General features: G+C 67.6%; 19 protein-coding genes. 12 read left to right on the top strand and 7 right to left on the bottom strand.

Going from position 1 to position 23,536, the window contains the following annotated elements; translation table 11 throughout:
* Positions 1 to 76: 76 nt before the first annotated feature.
* A complete protein-coding gene (locus QZY44_RS16370) occupies positions 77 to 505 on the bottom strand; it encodes a CBS domain-containing protein (protein WP_295448353.1) in 429 nt (142 codons plus the stop codon).
* A 250-nt stretch (positions 506 to 755) separates the two neighbouring features.
* On the opposite strand from QZY44_RS16370, the gene QZY44_RS16365 reads away from it, so the two are divergent.
* From QZY44_RS16365 to QZY44_RS16355, 3 genes are read left to right on the top strand one after another with little or no spacing between them, the layout of a single operon-like run.
* Entirely contained in the window at positions 756 to 1,409 is a 654-nt protein-coding gene (locus QZY44_RS16365) for an NAD(P)H-dependent oxidoreductase (protein ID WP_295448350.1), read from the top strand.
* A 3-nt stretch (positions 1,410 to 1,412) separates the two neighbouring features.
* A complete protein-coding gene (locus tag QZY44_RS16360) occupies positions 1,413 to 3,341 on the top strand; it encodes a monovalent cation:proton antiporter-2 (CPA2) family protein (protein ID WP_295448347.1) in 1,929 nt (642 codons plus the stop codon).
* Positions 3,241 to 5,274 carry a cation diffusion facilitator family transporter gene (locus QZY44_RS16355; protein WP_365304602.1) on the top strand — a complete coding sequence of 678 codons (2,034 nt, stop codon included), beginning with the start codon at positions 3,241 to 3,243 and terminating at the stop codon, positions 5,272 to 5,274. Before QZY44_RS16360 ends, QZY44_RS16355 begins: the two co-directional genes overlap by 101 nt.
* Positions 5,275 to 5,761: 487 nt before the next feature.
* Here QZY44_RS16355 and QZY44_RS16350 read toward each other — a convergent pair whose 3' ends face one another.
* The 5 genes from QZY44_RS16350 to QZY44_RS16330 form a co-directional block, all read right to left on the bottom strand.
* Positions 5,762 to 6,856, bottom strand: a complete 1,095-nt coding sequence (locus QZY44_RS16350; RefSeq protein WP_295448341.1) for an enolase C-terminal domain-like protein — start codon at positions 6,854 to 6,856, stop codon at positions 5,762 to 5,764.
* Positions 6,857 to 6,901: 45 nt separating this feature from the next.
* The gene (gene menA / locus QZY44_RS16345; RefSeq protein WP_295448339.1) at positions 6,902 to 7,858 is read right to left on the bottom strand and encodes a 1,4-dihydroxy-2-naphthoate octaprenyltransferase; all 957 of its coding nucleotides are present in this window, start codon (positions 7,856 to 7,858) and stop codon (positions 6,902 to 6,904) included.
* 140 nt (positions 7,859 to 7,998) lie between these two features.
* Complete coding sequence (gene menB, locus QZY44_RS16340; RefSeq protein ID WP_295448336.1) at positions 7,999 to 8,844, bottom strand: 1,4-dihydroxy-2-naphthoyl-CoA synthase; 846 nt, start codon at positions 8,842 to 8,844, stop codon at positions 7,999 to 8,001.
* A gap of 168 nt (positions 8,845 to 9,012) precedes the next feature.
* On the bottom strand, positions 9,013 to 10,767 hold the full coding sequence (gene menD / locus QZY44_RS16335; protein ID WP_295448333.1) for a 2-succinyl-5-enolpyruvyl-6-hydroxy-3-cyclohexene-1-carboxylic-acid synthase: 1,755 nt from the start codon (positions 10,765 to 10,767) through the stop codon (positions 9,013 to 9,015).
* Positions 10,764 to 12,179, bottom strand: a complete 1,416-nt coding sequence (locus QZY44_RS16330) for an isochorismate synthase (protein WP_295448330.1) — start codon at positions 12,177 to 12,179, stop codon at positions 10,764 to 10,766. Before QZY44_RS16330 ends, menD begins: the two co-directional genes overlap by 4 nt.
* Positions 12,180 to 12,472: 293 nt before the next feature.
* Between QZY44_RS16330 and QZY44_RS16325 the strand changes: the two genes are divergently transcribed.
* The 6 genes from QZY44_RS16325 to QZY44_RS16300 all read left to right on the top strand — a co-directional run bounded on the left by QZY44_RS16325 (position 12,473) and on the right by QZY44_RS16300 (position 18,763).
* Entirely contained in the window at positions 12,473 to 12,604 is a 132-nt protein-coding gene (locus tag QZY44_RS16325) for a hypothetical protein (protein WP_295448328.1), read from the top strand.
* A gap of 76 nt (positions 12,605 to 12,680) precedes the next feature.
* Positions 12,681 to 14,090: an AMP-binding protein gene (locus tag QZY44_RS16320; RefSeq protein WP_295448324.1), complete on the top strand. Its 1,410-nt coding sequence runs from the start codon at positions 12,681 to 12,683 to the stop codon at positions 14,088 to 14,090.
* A 162-nt stretch (positions 14,091 to 14,252) separates the two neighbouring features.
* Positions 14,253 to 14,618, top strand: coding sequence for a P-loop NTPase fold protein (locus QZY44_RS16315; protein WP_295448321.1), 366 nt, complete (start codon positions 14,253 to 14,255; stop codon positions 14,616 to 14,618).
* Positions 14,619 to 14,705: 87 nt separating this feature from the next.
* Entirely contained in the window at positions 14,706 to 15,848 is a 1,143-nt protein-coding gene (locus QZY44_RS16310) for a P-loop NTPase fold protein (RefSeq protein WP_295448319.1), read from the top strand.
* A gap of 151 nt (positions 15,849 to 15,999) precedes the next feature.
* A complete protein-coding gene (locus QZY44_RS16305; RefSeq protein WP_295448316.1) occupies positions 16,000 to 18,561 on the top strand; it encodes a hypothetical protein in 2,562 nt (853 codons plus the stop codon).
* Positions 18,476 to 18,763 carry a hypothetical protein gene (locus QZY44_RS16300; protein WP_295448314.1) on the top strand — a complete coding sequence of 96 codons (288 nt, stop codon included), beginning with the start codon at positions 18,476 to 18,478 and terminating at the stop codon, positions 18,761 to 18,763. Before QZY44_RS16305 ends, QZY44_RS16300 begins: the two co-directional genes overlap by 86 nt.
* A gap of 566 nt (positions 18,764 to 19,329) precedes the next feature.
* On the opposite strand, the gene QZY44_RS16295 is transcribed toward QZY44_RS16300, so the two are convergent.
* The gene (locus QZY44_RS16295) at positions 19,330 to 20,355 is read right to left on the bottom strand and encodes a helix-turn-helix domain-containing protein (RefSeq protein ID WP_295448312.1); all 1,026 of its coding nucleotides are present in this window, start codon (positions 20,353 to 20,355) and stop codon (positions 19,330 to 19,332) included.
* A gap of 170 nt (positions 20,356 to 20,525) precedes the next feature.
* Here QZY44_RS16295 and QZY44_RS16290 point away from each other — a divergent pair, with 170 nt between their 5' ends.
* The 3 genes from QZY44_RS16290 to QZY44_RS16280 form a co-directional block, all read left to right on the top strand.
* Entirely contained in the window at positions 20,526 to 21,503 is a 978-nt protein-coding gene (locus tag QZY44_RS16290) for an MBL fold metallo-hydrolase (protein WP_295448310.1), read from the top strand.
* 45 nt (positions 21,504 to 21,548) lie between these two features.
* Positions 21,549 to 22,568 (top strand): fumarylacetoacetate hydrolase family protein, encoded by a 1,020-nt coding sequence (locus QZY44_RS16285; RefSeq protein ID WP_295448308.1) that lies wholly within the window; start codon positions 21,549 to 21,551, stop codon positions 22,566 to 22,568.
* Between the two features lie 61 nt (positions 22,569 to 22,629).
* Positions 22,630 to 23,536 (top strand): sulfatase-like hydrolase/transferase (locus QZY44_RS16280; protein ID WP_295448306.1); only part of this gene is annotated, 907 nt, incomplete at its 3' end.

Below are 23,536 nucleotides of genomic sequence, written 5' to 3'. Positions count from 1 at the left end.
GGGGATCAAGGCTGGTCTCGATGACGTGCGGAGCCGGGGCGCGGGCCGCTGCAGGCCGGCCCCAGCGGCTGATCACTCAGGGATTGATATACCCCTCCAGCTCCTCGATCATGAACTGCTGCTCGTCGATGATCGATTTCACCAGATCGCCGATGGAGACCAGGCCGAGCAATCGATCGCCGTCCATCACCGGCAGGTGCCGGACGTGCCGGTCAGTCATCAGGCCCAGTGCCTCCTGTACGGTCTGGTCGGGGGACACGCGGACCACCGGACTAGCCATGATCGCGCGTACCGGGGTCGCCCGCGAGGTCTTGCCCTTCAGGGCGACACTGCGGGCATAGTCGCGCTCGGAGATCACCCCGATCGGGCCGCTTAAGTCGATGACCAACAGCGCCCCGATCTGCTTTTCCGCCATCAGGCCCAGGGCCGTGATGACGCGCGCCTCCGGGCCGATGGTCCAAACCTGGCTGCCCTTCTGCTTGAGTAGCCGCTGAATCGTTTTCATGAGTCCTCCCGCGCTCGCACCGTCGGGCGGCGGCGCGAACCGTTGTTTTGGTGCTGATGCCGGCCGGCGCCGTGGTTGCCCGGGTGACTGCCGGTCCGGCCATCCCGCCGCCATGGTCGCGGGATACCGCATAGGCTAGCAGAAGCGGTGGGATTTGGTGCCCGGACCGTCGGCCAAAGGGCTTTGCCCGACCGCCGTCCTTGGGTAAGCTGTACGCCTTTATGCAGCAACTTGTCCGGGGGGGACCGCGATGTCGAACGCGCCAGAGTCGGCCAGAGGGAGCGGGGAGGGGGGTCGGCGCCGCATCCTGGTGCTGTTCGCCCATCCCTCGCTTGAGCGTTCCGAGGTCAATGGGCCCCTGGCCGAGGCGACTGCCCGGGTCGAGGGAGTGACCCTGGTGGACCTCTATGCCGAGTCGCCGACCTTCGATTTCAACGTGGATCGGGAGCAGGCGCGCCTGCTTGCCCATGAGGTGATCTGCTTCATGTACCCGCTCTACTGGTACTCCACCCCGGCCATTCTCAAGGAATGGCAGGACCTGGTCCTGGAGCGCGGCTTTGCCTATGACGCCGCGGCCCCCGCCCTGCAGGGCAAGATCTTTTTCAGCGCCCTGACCGCCGGCGGCCCGGAGGCGGCCTACTGCGCCGCCGGCTACAACCATCTCACGATCCGCGAGTTGCTCTATCCGCTGGAGCAGATGGCGCGGCTGTGCGGCATGATCTACCTGCCGCCGTTCGCGCTCTTTGGTGCGCGCACCGCGCTGGAGGAGGGGCGCCTGGCGGGCCATGTGGCGGACTGGGTACGGGTGCTCGAGGCGCTGCGCGACGATCGGCTCGACCTGGCGGCGGCGGCCCCCAGGACCAAGCTCAATGACGACCTCAACGCCATCATCCGGGGGGGCTGAGTCATGGACGGAATGCTGTTGCATGCCTTTGTCTATCTGGCCGCCGCGGTCCTGGCGGTCCCGGTGGCCAACCGGCTGGGTCTGGGTTCAGTCCTGGGGTATCTGATCGCCGGCATCCTGATCGGCCCCGCCCTGGGCCTGGTGGGCTCGGAGACCAAAGATATCCAGCAGATCGCCGAGTTCGGCGTGGTGATGATGCTGTTTCTGGTCGGCTTGGAGCTGGAGCCCAAGCTACTATGGGAGATGCGTGGGCGCCTGCTGGGGCTCGGCGGCCTGCAGGTCGGCCTGACCGCGGTTGCGATCGCCGCGTTCGCCCTGTGGCAGGGGCTCTACTGGGGGCTGGGGCTGGCCATCGGCCTGGTGTTCGCCATGTCGTCCACCGCCATCGTCATCCAGACCCTGAACGAGAAGGGCCTGACCAAGACCGAAGGGGGACGGGCGAGTTTTGCCGTGCTGCTGTTCCAAGACATCTCGGTGATCGCCGTGCTGGCCCTGATCCCGTTCCTGGCGCGGCCGGAGTCGCTGCGTCTGGCTCCCTGGCTCAATGCGCCCATGGGTCAGAGCCCGGCCGTCCATGGCACCGCCAGACTGGTGGCCGGCCTACCCGACTGGGGCTATGCACTGGTGGTGCTGGGGGCGGTGGCGGTGGTGGTGCTGGGCGGTCACTACCTCTCCCGTCCACTGTTCCGCTATATCGCCGAATCCCGGCTGCGCGAGGTCTTCACCGCCAGCGCCCTGCTGTTGGTGGTCGGCACCGCGCTCTTGATGACCCTGGTGGGACTTTCCCCGGCGCTCGGCACCTTCCTGGCCGGGGTGGTCCTGGCCAACAGCGAGTTCCGCCACGAGCTGCGATCCGATATCGAGCCCTTCAAGGGTATCCTCATGGGCATCTTTTTCATCACCGTGGGGGCCGGGATCGACTTCGGCATCCTGTCGCGCGACTTCGTCACCGTGCTCGGCCTGACCCTGGGTGTGATGGGGCTCAAGACGGCGGTGTTGCTCGTGCTGGCGCGGCTGTTTCGTCTGCAAGCGGGTGACCGCTGGCTCTTTGCATTGAGCCTGGCCCAGGCCGGTGAGTTTGGCTTCGTGCTCTTGGGCTTCTGTGTGCAGAATGGGGTGGTACAGGGCAACATCGCGCGGACCCTGTCGCTGGTGATCGCGCTCTCCATGCTCCTGACCCCGGCGCTCTTCATCCTCTACGAGCGCCTGATCGCCCCGCGGCTGCGTAACGGCAGCGGGCCGCCGGCGGCGGATACCATCGACGAAGAGGGTACAGTGGTCATCGCCGGGATCGGCCGCTTCGGCCAGATTATCAACCGCCTGCTGGTGGCCGCCGGGGTGGATACGGTGGTGCTGGACCATCGGGCGGACCAGATCGACCTGCTGCGTAAGTTAGGGATCAAGAGCTACTATGGCGAGGCCTCCCGCCCGGATCTGTTGCACGCGGCCGGCCTCGGGCGGGCGCGCCTCTTCATCGTCGCCATTGATGATCGGGACCGGGCGGTCGAGATGGTGGAGTATTGTCGGCGGACTTATCCCCAGGTTCGTATCCTGGCGCGGGCCTATGATGTGAGTCACCTGTATCTGCTCAAGCGGGCCGGTGCCGATCTGGCGATGCGCGAGGTCTATGACACCTCGCTCGGCATGGGGGCGGCCGCCCTGCGGGAACTGGGGATGCACCCCTACAAGGTGGAGCGGATGACGCGCGCCTTCCGCCGCCACGAGTCGGAAGGCCTCGCCGGCATGTATGACCTGTGGGATGAGGACCCCGACATCGCCCGCAACCTGGACCTGCAGGCGGTCATCCGCAAGCACGTCGGCACCCTCCAGGATGCGCTCAACGCCGACCGCATGCAGCTGCACGACCGCACCGAGCGGGGTTGGACACCGCCGTCGCGGGGGTTCAGTCGGGAGTCGGATGAGTGGCAATGAGGTTGCAACCGAAAGAGGTATCAGTATGGGTATCGACAACGACGACTCCAGACCCTGCTCAATCGACCCCGAGCGCAGCCTGATCGACACGCGGCCGGCGCCACCTTGCGGGGTCTCCGCCCTACGGCCGGTCCTGATTGCCGCGGCGATTTCTGGCGCCGTTTGCACGGTGTTTGCCGCCGTGCTGTGGGGCTTCTTCGCACGCCATCCGAACGTGATCATCATCATCGGTGCGACCCTCACGACATCGCGTGCGCTCACCGGCTTTCTCATCGCAGGCGGGGTTCGCCTCTCCCGGCGCCGGACCGATCAGTTCCCGGATGGCCTGTATAAGCTCGAAAACCTCCTCGCGCTGGTCATCGGGTCGCTGGTCGTGATCGGCGCTTATGCGTTGGGTCGGTACGCGCTCGCGGCCGCCTTGGCGGGTCGCGACATCTTTCAGGAATACAAGACAACCCTGGTATTCATTGCGATTGCGACCGTTGTCGGGCTCGTCCTCGGCGTTTTCAAATGGATTGTGGCGCGGCGCACTGGCAGTGTCGCGTTACGCGCCGATGCCGCTCACTCGTTCGTCGATGCTGCCGCCGGCGCCGTTCTCTGCGCTGGGCTCGCGCTCGACCTCGCCGGCGTTCGCAGCGCCGACGCCGTGGCGGCCGTGGCGGTGTCGCTCGCGGTCATTTGGGCTGGCGGGTCGATCGTCTATGAAGCCATCAGGGTGTTGCTCGACGCATCAGTGGAGCGCGACCTGCTCGACGCGGTCCGCGGGATCGCGCTGGCCACGCCGCTGGTGACGGGGGTGATGGCAGTCTCCGGGCGCAATTGCGGCAGTTTCCGCTTCATCCGGCTGCGCCTCGCGCTGGCGACCGACGATCTCGCTGCGGCCGAGACCATCGCCGGGACCGTCAAGGCGGCAGTGCGCGCGCGCATCCCGAACGTCGATGAGGTGGTGGTGGAGTTTGGCGAGCAGGGCGCGGCCGCCAGTGCGACGGCGAGCGCATTGACGCCCCCGGCAGTCTTGCGGGCGGTCGACGATACAATGTCCCCACCGGCGGCGATTCCAACCGGGCGCGTACAATTGGCGCCGACCGAGCGCGCCGAGGTCATTTCCATTCTCGTCTCGATCCTCATGGCGTCGGCGATGCTGGTGACAGCCTGGTTCACGGCCAGCGTTGCCGTTCTCGCGGAAGGCATCGATACCTTGGTCGATATCATCGCTTCGCTCGCCGTGCTGGCGGGGATTCGGTTCGCGGCCCGGCATTCGCAGAACTTCCCGCTCGGGCTCTATAAGGTTGAGAACCTCGTCGCCACCGGTATCGGCGTATTGATCCTGTTCAGCGGATACGAGCTCGCCCGCGAGGCGATTGGGCGGATGCTCGCGGGCGAGAGTCCGGTTGAGGCCCCGGGGCTGGTGATTGCGGTCATGCTCGGCGTGGCGGCGGCCACACTGGTCCTCGCGGCCTACAAGGGCCGGGTCGGCAAGGCGTATCGCTCACCCAGTCTGCTGGCCGATGCGCGTCATGCCTCGCTAGATGCCGGGGCAAGCGCCGGCGTGGCATTGAGCGTGGGCCTCCAGTGGGCTGGGGTGCCTCATATGGACAGTGTCGCGGCCTTGATGGTGGTGGGGGTCCTGTTGTGGGGCGGCGTGGGTTTGATCCGCGATGGCCTGCGCGTCCTTCTGGACGCCTCGCTGGAGGGCGAAGTTCTCCAAACCGTGCGCGACATCGTCGAGGCCCAGCCGGGCGTGCGGCGCCTGGTGGCAGTCAAGGGGCGCAATTCCGGCAGCTATCGCTTCGTGGCGCTGCGTATCGTCCCGGACGACGCTACGGTCGCCGCGGCTGATCGCGCCGCCGAGCGGATCGCGGAGGCCGTGCGCGCGCAGCTCGAGCATATCGACCAGGTGTCGGTGGAGTTCGTGAGCGACGCATCGACTTGACCCAGTTCGCCATGAAGCGAGCGTCGGCATGGTTTTCTTATGGTCGCACATACGAGTCCGGCAGCATGGTCAGATCGGCGCGCCCGCACAGCTTGATAAAAAAGATCAATAGCGCCAAGTGGGTTGGGCTCCATTGAGTTGAGCTTACATGGTTTTAGGCAGCTGTCTATGTTGAACGTACAAGTCGGATTTTGTCTGGTATGTCAACGGCCTCAGTCGGCGTTCAGTCGCACGCCTTGGTCCGGGCACTGCGCCACCCCGCGCAGTTGCGATTGAAGTTAGAATATGGTCCGCAAGTCTTCAAGGTCCATGGGAAAAGATTTGTTTCCGCGGCGACCGCAACATTAAGGAATCTTTACGCAAGGCCGTCGGTGCGATACAGGTGCGCTTCGCGTCGACTGGGGTGTATTGGCTGAAATCGGTGAACTTGGGGCGCTGGAGGAGCTCGACGAGCAGGTGCTGACCAGGCCATTGGAGGGCGGCGCAACTATGATCCCGACCGAATCGAGTGGGTGCTGCCCGGCTCATAGGGCTCAAAGCCAGACCCCGCCGAGTCGGGTAGCCGCAACTGTCCGCCGTGAATGTGCGGCGGTGGCCCCAGGTCTTGCCGTAGCCAGTCGGCGGTGGCCAGACCCTGGGGCAGGGGGCTGGCGATCGCGGCGGCGAGTTGTGCGGTGGGCCAAAGGCCGGCGGCGGACTCCACTAGGCCGGTGATTGCGACTTCGACCTGTGCGGCCTGGCAGCGCCGGGCGAGCGTCAGGGTGCGGCGCAGGCCGCCGAGTGCGGCGGGCTTAAGAATGACCCGGCGTACCGGCAGCCGTGCCGGGTTGAGGGTGTCGGCGAGCGCCGGGAGTGATTCGTCGAGCGCCAGGGGGAAGGGCGCCAGTGACTGGAGCCCCAGGAGTATTGGCCAGTCGGGCTCCCGCAACGGCTCCTCCACTGACTCCACTGGCAGTTCGCGCAGGGCCGTGATGATCCGGGTGGCCGTGCCCGGGTCCCAGGCGCCGTTGGCGTCCAGGCGTAGCCGCAGCCCTTCCGGCAGGGTGCGGGTGAGCTCCAATACGTGCCCCAGTTCCTGCTCCGGCGTGGCCATCCCGACCTTGAGCTTAACGACCGCGAAACCCGCCAGGGCGGCACGGCTCAGATCGGCCCTGGTGGTCTCCATGAGTCGCCCCAGCGCGCCGTTGACCGGCACGCAGTCGAGCGCCGTAGTGGCCAACCAGCGGCGCAGGCTGGTCCCGGCGAGCTGGCTCGCGAGATCGCAGAGTGCGCAGTCCAGGGCGAAATCGGCGGCGGGGGTGGCGCTGCGCGGCCCGCGGGTCAGGGCCTCCAGGGACTCATCAAGGCGTGCGCCCAGCAGCGCCGTGCGGTACTGCGCGAGTCGGCGCCCAGCCGCGTCGGGCTGCTCGGTCCCGGCCTCGGGCAGGGGGGCGCAGTCACCGTAGCCGCGCACGCCATTGGCCTCGGCGATCACCAGCCAGCCGCACCGCTCGCGGAAAACGCCGCGGGCGCTGGACCAGGGGCGGGTCAGCGGCAGCCGGTAAGGCACCAGGTCCAGGCGCTCGCAGACGATCAGTGTCATTTCGTCCTCGGTCCGACCCCTGATGCGCCCCCGATGGTCACCCGCTTAGCCGCGTCCGCCCAGCGCGAAGCCGCCGATCAGAAGCCCGGTGAGCAGCGCCTGATAGAGCCCGGTCTGGCCGAGCATAGCATTGATCGCCGCGCCATGGGCGCCGCGGTAGAGACGGGCAATCAGGATCAGGGCCAGGGGTAGGGCGCCCACGACCGGCCAGGTCGCCCCCGGGAGCCTGGCGCCCTGCACCAGCCCCAATGGCAGGAGCAGCAGCAGTGCATAGAGTACCCGCGCCCGTTCCCGCCCCAGCACATGGCAGAGGGTGCGCCGACCGGCCGCCCGATCCGTCTCCAGGTCGCGGTAGTTGTTGAGCAGCAGGACCGCCGCCGCCGGGAGCCCCAGTGCCAGCCCCAGCAGCAGCGCCGGCCCGCTCAGGGTCAGGGTCTGGAGGTAGTTGCTGCCCGCCACCGAGGCGAGGCCGAAGAAGGCGAGCACATAGACTTCGCCGAAGGGACCATAGGCGATGGGGTGGGGGCCGCTAGTGTAGGCATAGCCGCCGATCAGTGAGGCGAGGCCGACCACCAGGATGGGCCAGCCACCCTGTATCACCAGGAACACGCCGAGCAGGAAGGCGAGGCCGAAGGCCAGATGGGCGGCGTTACGGACCGCGCGGGCGCTGAACCACCCCTGGGCGGTGGCGCGCGGCGGACCGAGCCGGTCCGGCGTGTCGGTGCCGCGCTCAAAATCCACCGCGTCGTTGTGCAGGTTGGCGCCGATCTGGATGGCCACCGCGGCCACGAGGGTCGCCGCCGCGACCAGGGGGGCGAGCCGACCGGTCTCGGCGATGGCCAAGGCGATGCCGGCCAGCACCGGGGTGGCCGCCAGCAGCAGCGTCTTGGGGCGCGCCGCCGCGACCCAGCGGCCGAGGGTCGACGGCGGGGCTTGCACGTCGAGGCGATCAGTCGGCTCCAGGGTGAGGGTGGCGGTGGTCGTGTGCGGGTCTTGCTGCATGTTCAGTCAGTTCGGAAGAGCGGCCGTGGAATGTAACCCGAAGGCAACAAAAAAATCCTGTTAATCCTGTTAATCCTGAGCAATCCTGTTAATCCTGTCCATTTTTCCGCGTCCGACACGGCCGTGGCAGGGGGCGCTGATCAGGGCCGCCGCGGAAACTTGCCAAAGTCCGGCGGCCGGCGCTCCAGGAAGGCGTCGCGCCCCTCCTGGCCCTCGGCGGTCATATAGAAGAGCGCGGTGGCGTTCCCGGCCAGCTCCTGGATCCCGGCGAGCCCGTCCGTGTCGGCATTGAAGGCCGATTTCAGCATCCGCAGCGCGGTCGGCGAGAGCTCCAGCATGGTCCGGCACCAATCCAGGGTGACGGTCTCAAGCTCCGCCAACGCTACCACGGTGTTCACCAGCCCCATCCGCAGCGCCTCTTGGGCGTCATATTGGCGGCACAGGAACCAGATCTCCTTGGCCTTCTTGAGGCCGACCGTGCGTGCCATGAGCCCGGCGCCGAAGCCGCCGTCGAAGCTCCCTACCCGCGGCCCGGTCTGGCCGAAGCGGGCATTGTCTGCGGCGATCGTGAGATCGCAAATCAGGTGCAATACATGGCCACCGCCGATGGCATAGCCCGCCACCATCGCCACCACCGGCTTGGGCAGGGTACGGATCTGGCGTTGGAGCTCCAGCACGTTCAGGTGCTCCTCCCCGGTATCGTCGCGATAGCCCCCGTCGCCGCGGATGCGCTGATCGCCCCCGGAGCAGAAGGCCAGCTCTCCGGCGCCGGTCAGGATGATGACGCCGATCGCGCGGTCCAGGTGGGCACGGTGGAAGGCGTCGATCAACTCCCGCACCGTCTCCGGCCGGAAGGCATTGCGGACCTCCGGCCGGTTGATGGTGATCTTGGCCACGCCCGACCAGTGCTGGTAGAGGATGTCACCATAGGTAGGCCCCGGCGGGGTTTCCCACTGGACGGCCGCGTGCTCGGCGTTGTGCTGCATTCTCGCTGACTCCCTCGTTCTAACCGAAAAAAATGTCGCGCCCTTTCAGGGCTAGGCCCGACTGAAAAGCCAACCCAGGGCGTTGCCCTGGGCTGGTATGTCTCGCCCCTTCGGGGCTTTAGTCATTCGCCGCGGCCAACGGCGTAGGGGCGGGTTTGAAACCCGCCCCTACAGCAATTGCGCCTCCGCCACCCGCTCCCGGAACCGGAAATGGACCTCTCGGCTCTGGTCGGCGTCGATCATGACCTCGATCAGCGGCCCCGGCGCTCCGGCCAGCCCCTGCGTCAGGGCTGCCCGCCAGCCGGCCGCGTCGGCGACCCGGCGATGGCGCAGCCCGAAGCTCCCGGCCAAGGCGTCGATGGCGACCGGGCGCGGGGTGCGCCACAGGCGCTCGAAGTCCGGCAGGCCGAGCTGCGGCAGGTAGTCGAAGATGCGGCCGCCGCCATTATTGATGACGATGCAGGGGCGCTCCAGCCGCGTGGCGAGCAGCAGGCCGGACAGGTCGTGCAGGAACGACAGGTCCCCGAGCAGGCCGGTGGTCGGTATGCCCGCGGCGTTGAGTCCGGCCAGGGTGGACAGCTGACCGTCGATGCCGCTCAGGCCCCGGTTGCCGAAGACCGTGAGCGGCGCCTCCCGGCTGCCGGACCAGGTCTCGAACTGACGGATGGGGAGCGAATTGGCGCATAGGAGCCCGTCGCCTGCGGGCAGGTTGGCCACCAGGTCGCCGATCAGGTGGCCCTCGCACCAGGGAGCGGTGGTCAGGAATTGCGCGGCCAGGGTAGCGAGCCGCTCCTGCGCCCGCGTCCACTGGGGGAGCCAGGCGGGGTCCGCGGTGGTCGGTGGAGTGGCGGCCAGGGTGTTACAAATTGCCGTTGGGTCGGCGGCCAGGTGCAGGGATCGCTCCTGGGCCAGTTCATGCGCCGGGTCCGACCAGTGCTCGCCCGGGTCCACCAGGATCAGTGGGATGCCGGGCAGCCAGTCGAGCAAGGTCTTGGACACCGGCGCCCGGCCGAACCGCAACACCCAGTCCGGTCGCAGGGCGGCCGCTGCCTGCGGGTTGCGGACCAAAGTCTTGTAGCGGGTGATGCGCGGCGAGTGCCCGGGGTCCTCCCCCGCGATGGTACCGAAGCGCAGCTCAGATAGCGGATCGGCGAGCAGCGGCACACCGAGCGCGGCGGCACAGCGCATGACGGCGGCGGCGAAGCCGGGGCGTGGGGCGTCCGGCCCGCAATAGATCAGGCCACGCCCGCGCAGCCGGTCGGTGAGCCCTGGGGGCAGCGTGAGGGTTTGCGTGAGCGCGCCAGCGGCGGTGTCGATGCCCGGTGCTTGGGTGGGCGGCGCAAGGCCAGGGTCCGCGCGCGGCACCAGCGGCTCACGCAGCGGCAGGTTGATATGCACCGGCCCGGGTCGCTGCCCTTGGCTCACCGCGGCGGCGCGCCGCCCTAAAGCGGTCATGGCCCGGCGGGCGGCCGGGGTGTCCACCGGCGCCCCCGGGTCATGAAAGGCCCGCACCTGGGTACCGAAGAGCCGGGTCTGGTCGGTGGTCTGGTTGGCCCCCCAGCCGCGCCACTCCGGGGGGCGGTCAGCCGAGAGCAGGACCAGCGGCACCCCGGCCGCGTTGGCCTCCATCACCGCCGGGTACCAATGGGCCGGGGCGCTGCCGGAGGTCGCGAGCAGGGCCACCGGCCGGGCGCCGGCGCGCGCCAGGCCCAGTGCATAGAAGGCGGCGCTGCGCTCGTCCAGGATCGGGGTCAGGGTGAGCCCCGGGCGCTGCTGGGCGGCCAGGATCACCGGGGTGGAGCGCGAGCCCGGGGACAGGACCAGGTGGCGGACCCCGCCGGCCATGAGCCCGTCCAGCAGGGCCAGGCACCAGGCGACGCCGACGCCGGCCGGGTCGCGCTCCGGATCAATGGTCGCGCTCATGCGAACTGCAATGCGGTGGCGACCGCGGCGAGTTTGTGGCCGGTCTCATGCCACTCGGACAGCGGATTGGAGCCGCGCACGATACCGGCACCCGCATAGAGTCGCGCCTCATCGCCGCTCAACTCGGCGCAGCGCAGCAACACCCAGAGGTCCCCGTTCAGTCGGCCGTCCGGGTCCGGCTCCAGGATGCCCGCGACCCCGGTATACCAGCCCCGGTTGAGCGGTTCCATCCGGTCCAGCCAGGCGCGCGCCGCCCCCTGCGGCTTGCCGTTGGTGGCGGGGGTTGGGTGCAGGCGCTGTGCGAGTTCGAACAGATCGGTGTCTTCGCGCAGTTGCCCGCTCATGGGGCTCCACAGGTGTTGGGCATTATGCAATTGCAGCACCCGCGGGACCGCGGGGGCCTCAATCTGGTCACAGCAGCCGTCCAGTACCTCGCGCACCGCCTCCACCACCATCGCGTGCTCCCGTTGCTCCTTGTCCGAGGCCAGCATACCCGCGGTCAGCGCGGCATCCTGGGCGGCGCCGGCGGCGCGCGCCGCGGTGCCGGCGATGGCGTCCACCTCCACCTGACAGCCGGCGACGCGCAGCAGGCGCTCGGGGGTGGCCGCCACGAAGTGGGTGCTGCCGTGCCGGATGTTGATCACCTGGCAGGCAGGAAAGAGATACAGGAGTGCGGCCAGCAGCCGTTGCGGGTCGAATGGTCGCCGTCCCTTGAGCCCGACCCGGCGGCACAGCACCACCTTGTCCAGGTCGCCGCGGTGGATGGTGTCCAGCGCGTCCTCGACCAGCGTCTGCCAATCCGCCAGGTCGGGTCGGCCGCCCAGCGGGCTTAGTGGGCTGGGCGTCAGTGGCTCGGGCAGCGGGGCGGCGAGCGCGGTGAGTAGACGCATGAGCCAGCCGCGCCAGCGCTCCCGCAGCAGCGGCAGGGGCGCCGGCAGCCGGGTGGTAAAGATCAGTGCGGACTGACCCTGATGGGTGCGCAGGCCGAGTTCCGGCAGCCACAGCAGCGCATTGGGGAGTTCGCGCTCGCTCATGGCCGGCGTCGTGCCGGGGGTCGGCGACGCGGCAAAGCCGAGCAGGGCGAAGCCGGCGAACCCGGTCTCGTCCGGGTCGACCTGCCGCCACCGCCGGGTGAGTGCCTGGGCGTGCGCACGCAGCGCCGGGAGCCGCTGCGGCCCGGCGGCGGTCCACTGTGCCGCCACGCCGCAGCCCGCACGCAGTTCACCGCGTTCCCCGTGGGCGAAGCCGAAGCCGGGACACCCCAGGTCGGGCGGCAGGACGATCGCCCGGGGCAGTTCCAGGATGAGTGAGGCGAAGCCGTCAGCGCCGCCAGCGGTCGCCGTCGGGAGCAGGCCGATGGTCTCATCGAGCCGGGCCTGCAACTGATCCAAGAGGGCAAGGGGTGCGAGCATCTGGTGACCTGACTGGCGCAAGCGTGACACCGGCACGGCATCGCCGCGGCCCCGGTCCCGCGGCGGCTGGGGACAGGGGCACGGGTCGGCGGTCGCGGCCGGGTGGAACCGGCCCGCAGTTTAACGCAACGTCAACCCGGGACGTAACCCGGACGGAGGCGGCGAGCTCCGGGCACCGGGTTTATGGCACTGCGGCCGGCTGGACTCCGACGCGGCCTGGTCTGACTCTTGGAGCCTAACGATCGTTCAGTAAGCAGCGGGGCCTGGCGGAGGCCGTCAAGCAGGCCGGTGCCGTGCGTCTGCGTTCCATCCTGCTGACCACCTTGGCCATCGTCCTGGGCTCTGCGATCATGCTGTCCGACCCGGTGTTTGGGGGGCTGGCGATTTCGCTGATCTTCGGCACCCCCTTGCCGCCACCGCGCTGACTGCGCTCGTGGTGCCTATCCTCTTTTATCTCAATGCCCTGAGGATGCCAAGTGCAGCATAACGAGCGACGACGCAATGATTGATGGGGGGCGCGCTGTCGGCTTTGCCCAGGCGCCCTGGACGAGCGGTCCGGGTCTGGCCTTGATCGATGGCGCTGCCCCGGCCGACCTGGATTGGACCTACGATCGCCTGAGCGCGGTCGCCTGTGAGCAGGCCGGGTGTCTGCGCGACCAGGGGTTGCTCCCGGGACAACTGGTGGCGGTGCCGGAGCGGCCTGGGCTGGGACTGGTCCTGATGCAGCACGCCCTGGCCCGGGTCGACGCGGCCCTGCTGCCGGTGCGTGCCGCCGCGGATGCCCCTGGGCTTGAGGTACTATTGGCGCTGACCGGCGCCGAATGGGTCTGGCAGCGGGACATGTCAGGGCGCGGCCGTCTCACGCGTCTGTGTTCAGGCCCGGCGCAGCCGCCGGCGCTCTGGCCCTCCCCCCTGGCCCTGGTGGTGGAGACCAGCGGCAGCACCGGCGCCCCGCGGGCCGCCATGTTGACTCAGGCCAACCTGCTGGCCGCTGCTGCCCTGAGCAACCGGCACCTGGGGCTCGGGGCGGGCGACTGCTGGCTCTGCTGCCTACCGCTGTGCCACATCGGCGGGCTCTCCATCACCTATCGCTGCGCGCTGGCCGGTGCCACGCTGTTGCTCCATTCGGGATTCGACTCGGCGGCGGTCGCCGCGGACCTGGAACGGCGCTGCGTCACCCACCTGTCGCTGGTCCCGCCCATGCTGGCGCGCCTGCTCGCCCTCGACCGGCCGCCGCCGCCGTCCTTGGGCGTGGTCCTGGTGGGCGGGCAGGCACTCAGCACCGCGCTCGCGGGCCAGGCCATCGCGGCCGGTTGGCCGCTGCATGTCACCTACGGGATGACCGAGACCGCGACCCAGATCGCCACCTCGGGGCGTCTGAGCGCGCCGCCCGCCCCGGGTATGGTGGGCCGACCCCTAGATAGTCTGGATGTCGACTGCTCGGCGGGCGCGGACAATCCAAGGCCGTTGAGGGTACGCGGGGCGGTGGTGATGGCCGGCTATGCCAATCCGCAACGTCTGCCCGGTGTGGGGCTTACGGATGGCTGGTTCACCACCTCTGACCTTGCCTGTCGCGGGCCGGATGGTGACGTGTGCATCTTGGGCCGGGCCGATGACGTGTTGGTCACTGGCGGGGTCAACGTCCATCCGTTGCGGGTCGAGTCACTCCTCGCCGGTGCGCCGGGTGTCGGTGCGGTCGCGGTGGTTGGGTTGGATGATCCGGTCTGGGGCGCGCGCCTGGTCGCGTTCTATACGGGAGCGGCGACCCCCACGGACCTGGACCAGTGGTGCCGGGTCCACTTGGCTGGACCGGAGCGCCCGCGGGCTTTCAGGCCGCTGGCCGAACTGCCGCTGCTGGAGTCCGGCAAACTCGACCGTGGGCGTTTGCGGGTGCTGGCCCGGCAGAGCTAGTGCGCGGGAGCGGCGTCCCGCCGCGCGGCGATCGTGCAGGCGTAGGGGCGGGTTTCAAACCCGCCCCTACGGCTTGCCTCGCCAACACAGACGCATTAGCCTGCACGGTTATGGATGAAATCGGCACACTCCACATGATCGGAACTGCGCAGCGGGAGACCTATGAGCACTGAGACCCCAGCCCTCTATCGTAACGACGCCTGGAGTCTGGCCGACGACTTTGGCCTCGGCGCCGCCGGCGATCAGGTCGCACGCATGGCGCTGGAGGTCGACCCGCCCTTCACCATCGGCGTCACCGGCAAGTGGGGCTCCGGCAAGACCAGCGTCATGCGCCGCGCCTTTGTCACCCTGGGCGGGCAGCCGATCCAGCAACCGCTGATGTTCTCGGAGTCCGCGACTGAAGACACCGGCGGGGTCTGGAAGGCCTCGTGTCACGACGACTCGGCACGTAAGGTGGCCCTCAAGTGGCCAAAAGCGACCCGCGATCTGGCCGAGCAATGCCTGTGCGTCTGGTATTCCCCCTGGTAGCATCAGAATGAAACCAACCCCCTGATCCCACTGATCCACGAGATCCAGGCCCAGTTCAGCGCCTGGACCAAGCTCAAGAAAGGCGCCATGGCGTTCAACCGCCAGGCCGGACTCGCCGCGGCCAAGCTCTTGGAGCACGTCGCCGACGCGGCCATGAGCCTTTATGTCCAGAAGCCGGTCCAACTCGCCCGCGGCCTGACCGATGCCGTCCGTGCGCGTCGGCAGGCTGAGGAGGACCAACTCACCCGCCTGAGCGATGGTCAACGCTTTCATCTGCTCTTCGAGGACGCCATCACCCAGGTCTTGAGTGCCTGCGGCGATACCGCCAAACCGGCGGTTGGCGCCCGCGTCCTGATCTTCGTAGATGACCTGGACCGCTCTGAGGGCGAGGTCATCGTCCGGCTGCTGGAGATCATCAAGCTCTATCTCGGCACGCGCCGCTGCGTCTTCGTCCTGGGGCTGGACGACAACGCCGTACTGGCGGCCCTGCACAAGCACCGCAGCGAGTCGGCCGAGGCCAACCGGGAGTATCTGGAAAAGCTCTTCCAGGCCATGATCGGCGTGCCGCTGCCTAACGCCGCTGGGGTGCGCAGCTCGCTTGTGGCCCAACTGCGGCTCCACGGTATTCCGTGTGGCCCCGGCGCCGATGCGGCCATCCAGGCGGATACGGATGCCGGACGCGCCCAACTGGCTGCGGACATCGAACTGCTCCTGGAACCCAACCCGCGCAAGATCAAGAACTTCGCCAACGGGCTGTGCGCCGCCTGGGCGATGCACGGATGTGCGGGTTGGATCGGGGCAAGACCGGAGGAGGACCGGCGCTTCGTGCTCTACCATTACTTGCGCCAGTATCACCGGCCGGTATGGCGCCTGCTGGAGCGCCAGCACTGGGTGCTGCACTTGCTATGGGCGACGCTGACGGGTGCAGCGGATACGGACATTGCGCGGGATCGCCTTCCTGGAGACCGGGCGGATCAGCGGTTGCTTGAGGAGATCTTCTACCGCGCATTCAGCCATATCCTGCCGACGCGGCAGTCCGAGAACGAGGAGCGCCACGGCCGCGAGTCTCTGGAGGATGCCGTCCGCCAATTCAATGAACGCCGCGACCGTAAGCGGTCCGACGAGAACTTCCGCATCTTGTTCAGGCAGTTGATCGGGGCGGATACCGAACTCGACCGGCGGCATCTGCATCTCCCGTTGGATGACGAGCCGCAGGGGGGCGAGCCATGACCCAGTCTTTGGCTGGAGGCGTAGTCTGGGTAGAGCGCAGCGAAGCCCAGCGAGCAACGCCGCACCGGTGCGGGGAAGATGGGTTTCGCTGCGCTCTACCCATCCTACGACGGCACGGGTCGAGCGCAAACCAGGTGGCCGAGGTGCGACCATGAACGCCCCGGACAGCATCGCCGAGAAGAACGCCCGGGTCAGCGCCCGCGGTGAATACATGCGCTGGCTCGCCAAGCGCTTCGGCGACCTGGACCTGCTGCTCACCATGCAGGGCGAGGACCGGGTCAACCTGCACAAGGTCTATGTGCCGCTGCGCCTCGATACCCAGGACCGTAGCGACGCGTCCATGGGTGGCCCTGACGGTGTGAAGGACGAAAAGCTACCCGGCGGTGATGCCTTGGGGTTGATCGCCGGGCAACCCTTCGTCGCCATTTCCGGGCGGCCGGGGAGCGGCAAGACCACCCTGATCCAGGCGATCATCAGTGAATTGGCGGGCGACCGGCCGAGCGAGTTTCGCCGCAAGGTGGTGGGCGAGCGGGGTATCCTGCCGATCCCGTTGATCCTGCGGGACTATCAAGACGAGTTGGGCAAGGTTAAGACGCTGAATGACCTGCTGGAGTGCTGGTGGAGCAAGGCCGCGCAGGAGGCGCGGGACAAAGGCTTCGAGCTAGACTTGCCTAGGCTGCGTGATCGTTATTCCCCCGATGGTGATCGCTTCCCCTTGCTCCTCTTATTTGACGGAATCGACGAGGTTGGGGGTGTCGCGCCGCGCCGGACGCTGCTCAAGCTGGCGGTCGGAGCGTCCCGGTCGGGTTATCGCGCTGTCGTGACTGGACGCCCGGCAGGTTTTTTGGACCAGCTGCCGTTGGATGATTGGCGTGAAGTGCTTCTAGGGGACGATCTCAACCGTTTCATGAGCGACCTCTTTCGAGCCGGGCTCACCGCTGCATCCACTTCATCCGACCAATGCGAATCCGAGTGGCCCCTAATCGAGTTGCCTCAACTCCTCGTTGATTCGGCGCTTGCCATGTCTGCGCGCTTGCGCGGAATTCTACGACCGATTCAGTTGCAGCACATCCAGCCCTTCGCCTGGCCACAGGTCCGCGACTTCATCGACCGTTTCTTCCGCCTCCGTCAGGAATGCCAGGTCGAGCGTAAGCGGCTGGGCGCCGAGTTTCACGCCGCGCTCGCCGACCCCCAGCACGCGCACCTGCTGACCCTGGCGCGACGACCCATCTTTCTCACCCTCATGGCCCTGGTCCACGCCAATGATCGGCGCATGCCGCACGTGCGGGCGGACCTGTACCGACGCATCGTCGATCTCTATCTGGTGCGCCAGACCCAGCAGCGTCGGCTCGTAATGACTATGAAAGGTGAGCCCATGCCCCACTGGGACGAACGAGAGGTGCGCCGCGCACTGGGGTATCTCGCGTGGCGCAGCCAGCACCGGGGCGCCGAGGCGAAAAACGCCCGGGAACGCGACGTGCGTCAGGTCATTTGGGAGCGGGCGGACCTGGAGTGGGAGCTGTGCCACCTGTTGAGCAGCGAAGACCCGGCACTCGGCCGCTTTGCGGACATCAAACCGGTGGACGCCCCGCGCCTGCTGGACTATTTCCTGCACCCCATCGGGTTACTGGTGGACCCGGCCGAGGGGCGTTACCAGTTCGTCCACCTGAGCTTCCAGGAATACCTGTGCGCCGAGTACATCCTCGGCCGCGCCAAGGCGCTGGGCAGCCGGCGCTTTCTGGATGGGGTTCAGGAACTTCTCTACAAGCACTTGGGGCTGCCCGGCTGGGACGAGGTGGGCCCGCTGCTGCTCTGCATCCATGCCGCGGAGGGTGCCCAGACCGACCGCTTTGCCCACCTGGAACTGCTGGCCGAGTTGGACTCCGCGCGGCTACCCCAGGCGGGGTTGCTAGTCGCCGCACTGACCGGCAAGGAACTCGACTATACCGACGATGAATTGCTGCGCTGGCTGCCGGTCGCCGCGGCGGCGGCGCTGGTTCAGCCCGCGGCCGGGCTGGCGGTGTCCTTCCGCGCCGTGCCCCAGTGGACCCGGCCTGGCCTCGAATTCCTGCGCGGGCTTTTCCAGGCGGCGGACCCACTCGATGCCATCCGTGCCAGGATTGACGCCGATCCACCCGGCGGTTTGGATGCCGCTCATTGGCAGGGTCACCTCCTCAACGGCCCACTGGGTGCGCGCTGGCGCAATCCCAAGGGCGATCATGGTTGGGAGCTGGGGTTCGGCGAGGACGAGGGACGCGCCCATGCCCTGCTCGGGCTCGCCAATGGGTCCGGCTGGGTGCCGGCCGAGCCGGGCAACGAGGCTCGTGTGCCGCTGGCCGACCCGGGACTCGAAACGGCCATGCTGGGCTGGCTCAGTAGTCGGCTGCGGCAAGGCGAGCAAGACCTGTTCTATCGGCGGGTCTTGGATGGATCTGAAGGCTTGCGGTTCCCACAGATCACGACAGCGGCGCGGGAGATCGACTGCCGCCCTCGATTGGTTCGAAGAACAAGCCCAAGACCCCGACCTCATGCGCCGCCGCGGCCTGTGCCCCGGCGAGCCGCTGCCCAAAGCACTGGGCATCTTCGACGGTACCGGCCGCATCCCCGAGCAACTCCCCCGGGCATCGGTGGTCCGTCTGCGCGAGTGGCTCACGGACGACGACGCGGTACTCGGCTGGTTCTTCCCGGAGGGCCTGTCCGCGGCGGACAATGAGGACCTGCGCGAGCAACTCCACATCCTCCACCACTATGAGCGCCCCGACGGTGGCCACGGCCAGCCCTGGTCGCCCATCGCCGCGCTGGACGCGGTGCTCGCGGACTGGCCGCAGGACCAGCCGACCCGGGAGGTGACCCTGGCCGCCGCGGAGCGGGACCTGATTGCTGTACTTGATGAGTTGTTCCTTGAAGGCGCATGAGCGATCCGGGTGGCAGACCGGGTTCGCGGTGCAGCGCATCGGCTCTCAGCTTCTCGCGAGGAGAAAATAGCTCCTCGTGAGGAGCTCGCCGCTGCTCGCGAGGACAAAATAGCTCCTCGCAAGGAGCTCGCTGCTGCTCGTGAGAGGGAAATAAACGCCTTTCGAGAAAGGGATAGGCTCCTCGCGAGGAGCTCGCGGCCGCTCGCGAGGAGAAAATCGCTCCTCGCAAGGAGCATGCGGCTGCTCGCGAGGAGCAAGTGAATTCCTCGCGAGGAGCTTGCGACTGCTCGCGAGGAGAAAAGGGGGGCTCAAGTCCGGGTCGGCAGCTGCTCGCCAGTGACGGGGAACTCCTCACGAGCAGCATTTTTCCGCTCACGAGGCGCCATTTGTTCCTCGCGAGGGGCGGCGCTGGGCTTTTGACGGGCCTGCCGCCTCAGCCCTGCCCCGCGACGGGCGGTGCGGCGGGCTTTGCGGCCCTGGCGAGGCGCATGGGCATGGTCTGTCGCTCTCGCGAAACCGGGTATGGTGCTCGGGGAAGGTCGCCAGGATGGCCGGATCAAATGGCGTCAAGGGGTCCGGTGATTGGCGTCCCAGCCCCGCCGCTCGGGCGCCTCGGGCCTGCGCAGCAAGGTCTGCGAAGGCAGCTCGCCGAAACATTTCCGGTAGGCGCGCGCGAACTCGCCGAAATGCCAGAAGCCCCAGTTGAGCGCTTGCGCTGAGACGGTGGTCGCCCCCGGCGTCGCCGCCAGGAGGGCCTTGCGGACCCGATGCAGCCGCAGCCGGGTCAGATAGGCCACCGGCGTCAGGGCCATGATCTCCTTGAAGGCATATTCCAGGGTGCGCTCGCTCACGCCGGCGACACGGCACAGGTCGCTGACGCGCAGATCGGCGCCGGTCCGCGCCAGGGCATATTCCTCGGTGCGTTTCACGATGCCGCTGCGGGACCATCGGGTCCGGTCGCCGCGGCTGGGGACGCGATCCTTCGCCTGCCGCAGCGTCGCCAGGAGGGCGTCGATCAACTCGGCCTGCGCGGCGGCGCGCGCAGTCTCCCGTGCGTTGAACAGCGCGGGTTGTTCAACGGCGGTCTCCACCAGCCGCTTCCCCCAGTCGAAGAGCCCGCACACCAGCGCTTCGTTGGCCTGTAGCGTCTCCACCCTCTGCGGTAGACGCAGTTCCCCCTCCCACTGGCGCAACCGACGATGAAGCGCGATCTCCTCGGGCGGGAGCAGGAAGGTGATGCTCTCCCAGCCGGGCTCCACCACGAATCTGGCCGCGAATTGCGGCGCGGCGGCCAGCATCATGCCGGGGCCGACCGGCACCCCGTTGACCGTCCCCCGCGCGTGCGGGCCGAAGGTGGCATAGCCGAGCAGCCCCTGATGCACGCTGGTGCTGGTGCGCAGGCGCTGATTGCTGGCTTGGAAGAGCACGCTGGCGCTCCCCAGGTGCACCAGCACGCGCCGCGCCCGCAGGGGCCTGGATTGGAGTTGCACCGCATCCAGGTCGATCAGCTCCAGCCCCGCGTCGGCCGACGCGGGGTCGTTGATCTCGGTCACCCTGACCGCGGGGGAGTCGATGGTGGTGGGGACGATCATAAATCTTGGCGTTGCGGAATTCCGATAGACGGCCCAGATGCCTGGCCCTAGTGTAACCGGTTGTTGCGTCAGGTCTAGCGCGCCAGCGGACCTGGCCCATTCGGGGGTGGGCAAGACGTGACCGGCCGCGCACTGCCACGACTCGATTTCTCCCAATGATGGCCATTCCGATGAAACTTCAGCAAGTCAGCGAAAGTTGCTTCGCGGTGCTCAACGAGAGCAACCGCGTCTGTGATGCCAATTCCGGGCTCATCAATCTCGGCGGCGGCGTGGTCATCGACACCCAATCGGACCTGCCCCACGGACGCAAGATGATCGAGCTGTTCGGCACGGTCTGGCCGGGGATGCCCAAGCGGGTGATCAACACGCATGAGGACGGCGACCACGTCTGGGGCAACCAGCTCTTTGCGGGCGCCGAGATCATCGCGCACCGCACGGTCAGGGAGCTCATGCCCAAGGTCGCCGACCCGCGGGAGACCCGGCAACTGCTCAAGGGTGCCGACCGCTTCCTCACACGGATGTTGCTCAAGGCCCTGCACCCGGGCGCGCTGGCCATCGCACGGCAACTGCAACAGGACTACGACTTCGACGGCATCGAGCTGGTGCTGCCGACCACCGTGTTCGAGGAGCGACACCAACTGGACCTCGACGGCACGGACGTACACCTCATCTATGTGGGACCCTGCCACCAGATCGGCGACACCATCATCCATGTACCCAAGGAGGGCGTCGTCTTCGCCGGCGACGTGATCTTCCGCGCCTGCACCCCCATGGGCTGGAACGGCACCTACGAGAAGTGGCTGAAGGTGCTGGATTTCATCATCGCGCTGAAGCCGACGGCCATCGTCCCAGGGCACGGTCCGGTGTGCGGGATCGAGGGTGCGATCGAGATGAAGGCCTATCTCGAGTACGTGCGCGAAGAGTCCAGGCGCTGCTTCGGGCAGGGGCTGAGCGCCCTGGCGGCGTCCAAGGCGATCGATTTCGGACCCTACGGCGGGTGGCGCGGTCCGGCGCGCCTGTACATGAATGTTGAGCGCGCCTACCGGGAGTTCCGCAACGAGGCCGCCGACGTACCCTGGGACCACGCCAAGACCTTCGACGCGGTGCTCGCCGTGGCCAAGGCCAAGGGTATTCCCATTGAGTTCTGAAGGGGCCGGGTTCTTATCCGCCCGCTAGGTTCAGAGGACATCACAATGAAGCTGATCCGCTTTTCCCAAGGTGAAACCAAGCCCAGTTTCGGTGTAGTCATCGGCGAGCACGCCATCGCGTTCGCGACCCTGCAGCAACGCAGCGGAATCGCCAGGCCCGACCTGGATGACAGCCGGGCCTACCTTGCCGGCCTGCCGCAAACCGAGCACGCGGCGCGCGAACTCGCGGCCTGGGGTGAGGCGCATCTGGGCGAATGGCCCGAGTGCGAACGCCCGCGCCTGCGGGACGTCCGTCTGCACGAGCCGATCGAGGTGACGGCGCTGTTCGACTTCGGGCTGACGCCCCGGCATCTCAGGAACTCCGCGCAGACCCTGATGAAGTACGAGCAGGACGATCCGCAGACGGCCCCGATCCTGCGGGCCTTCGCTCAGGCCCTGCTGACCAAGCCGGCCGCGCCGCCGCCAGGGGTGCCGGAGCGCTTGTTCTACTACAAGTGCAACATGAACTCGATCGTCGGTGACGACGCGACCATTCCCTGGCCGCTCTATACGTCGCGCCTGGACATCGAGCCAGAGCTGGCCGTCGTCTACGGTAACGCGCGCCAGCCGGTGGCCGGCTACTGCATCTTCAACGACGTCTCGGCTCGCGACGTCCAGGCACCGGAGCTCATCGGCGGCTTCTGCCTCACGAAGGACATGGCCAAGGGCAATCAGCTCGGCCCCTACCTGGTCACCGCGGACGAGGCCGGCGATCCCTATGCACTGCGGGTCGTCGTCACGGTCGACGGGCAGGTCCGGTACCTGGGGTCGACGGCCGAGATCGATCACAAGGCCGAGGATGTGCTTGCCTGGCTGGGTCTCATCGCGCCCATCAAGTCCGGAACGGTCATGGGCTTCGGCACCATTCCGGACTGCACCGGTCTCGATCACGACGACTTCATCGACCCGGGCGCCGCGATCGAGATTTGCTTTGAGCGGTTGGGAACCCTGCGTTGCCGCTTCGCCCAACCGGCGGGCCGGCTGCTGCCCAGCCGCTGGCCGCTGCGGCCGGCGCTGCAAAGGTAAACTTTTCTTGAAACGGGAATTGCTAATGACGACCCGATTGCCGCACTCGCCGCGATCCACCATGCGGAAGGCGGGCAACCTGATCTGCGCGCTCGGGTTCTTTGGCCTGGCGGCCTGTCTGGCCGCGCCTGCCGACACGGCGGGCGGGACCCGCCGGCCGAACATCGTCATCATCCTCGGTGATGACATGGGGTTCTCCGATATGGGCTCCTTTGGTAGCGAGATCAGGACCCCGAACCTCGACTCCCTGGCCCGGGATGGGGTGCGCTTCACCAACTTCTACACCCACGCGAGCTGCTCGCCCACCCGCTCGATGCTGCTGAGCGGGGTCGATACTCATGTGAACGGCCTGGGTAACATGGACGAGTGGACCGCGCCCAACCAACGCAAAGTACCCGGCTACGAGGGTTACCTCAACCACCAGGTACTCACGCTGCCCCAACTCCTCAAGGGTGCCGGCTATCACACCTATATGGTCGGCAAATGGCACCTGGGCAAGGCCCCCGACCTGATTCCGGCCGCACGTGGCTTCGAGCGCGACTTCTCGCTGCTCGACGGGGCGGGCAGCTATTGGGACATGACGAATTTCACCGGTGCGGCGCCGCAGTCGGTCTTCACCGAGGATGGGCGTTATCTCACGGCCCTACCCAAGGACTATTACGCGACCAAGACCTATACCGACAAGCTGATTGGATTCATCGACGCCAATCACGGTGACGGCAAGCCCTTCTTCGCCTATGTCGCCCACCAGGCGCCCCATGACCCGTTTCATCTGCCCAGGGAATGGCGTACGCGCCATGTCGGCGCGTACGACAAGGGTTGGGACGCGGTGCGGCAGGAGCGGCTGGAGCGCCAGATCGAACTCGGCATTCAGCCCCCGGGCATGCAGCTTGCCGAACGTATGTGGTTCGTCCCCGATCCCATCACGCTCGCGCCGGCGGCCAAGGCCAACCTCGGCAAGAAGATGG

Source organism: uncultured Thiodictyon sp., assembly GCA_903837595.1.
Taxonomy (GTDB): domain Bacteria; phylum Pseudomonadota; class Gammaproteobacteria; order Chromatiales; family Chromatiaceae; genus Thiodictyon.
Note: the sequence above shows the minus strand (reverse complement) of the source record. Positions and strands in the feature narration are given on the sequence as shown.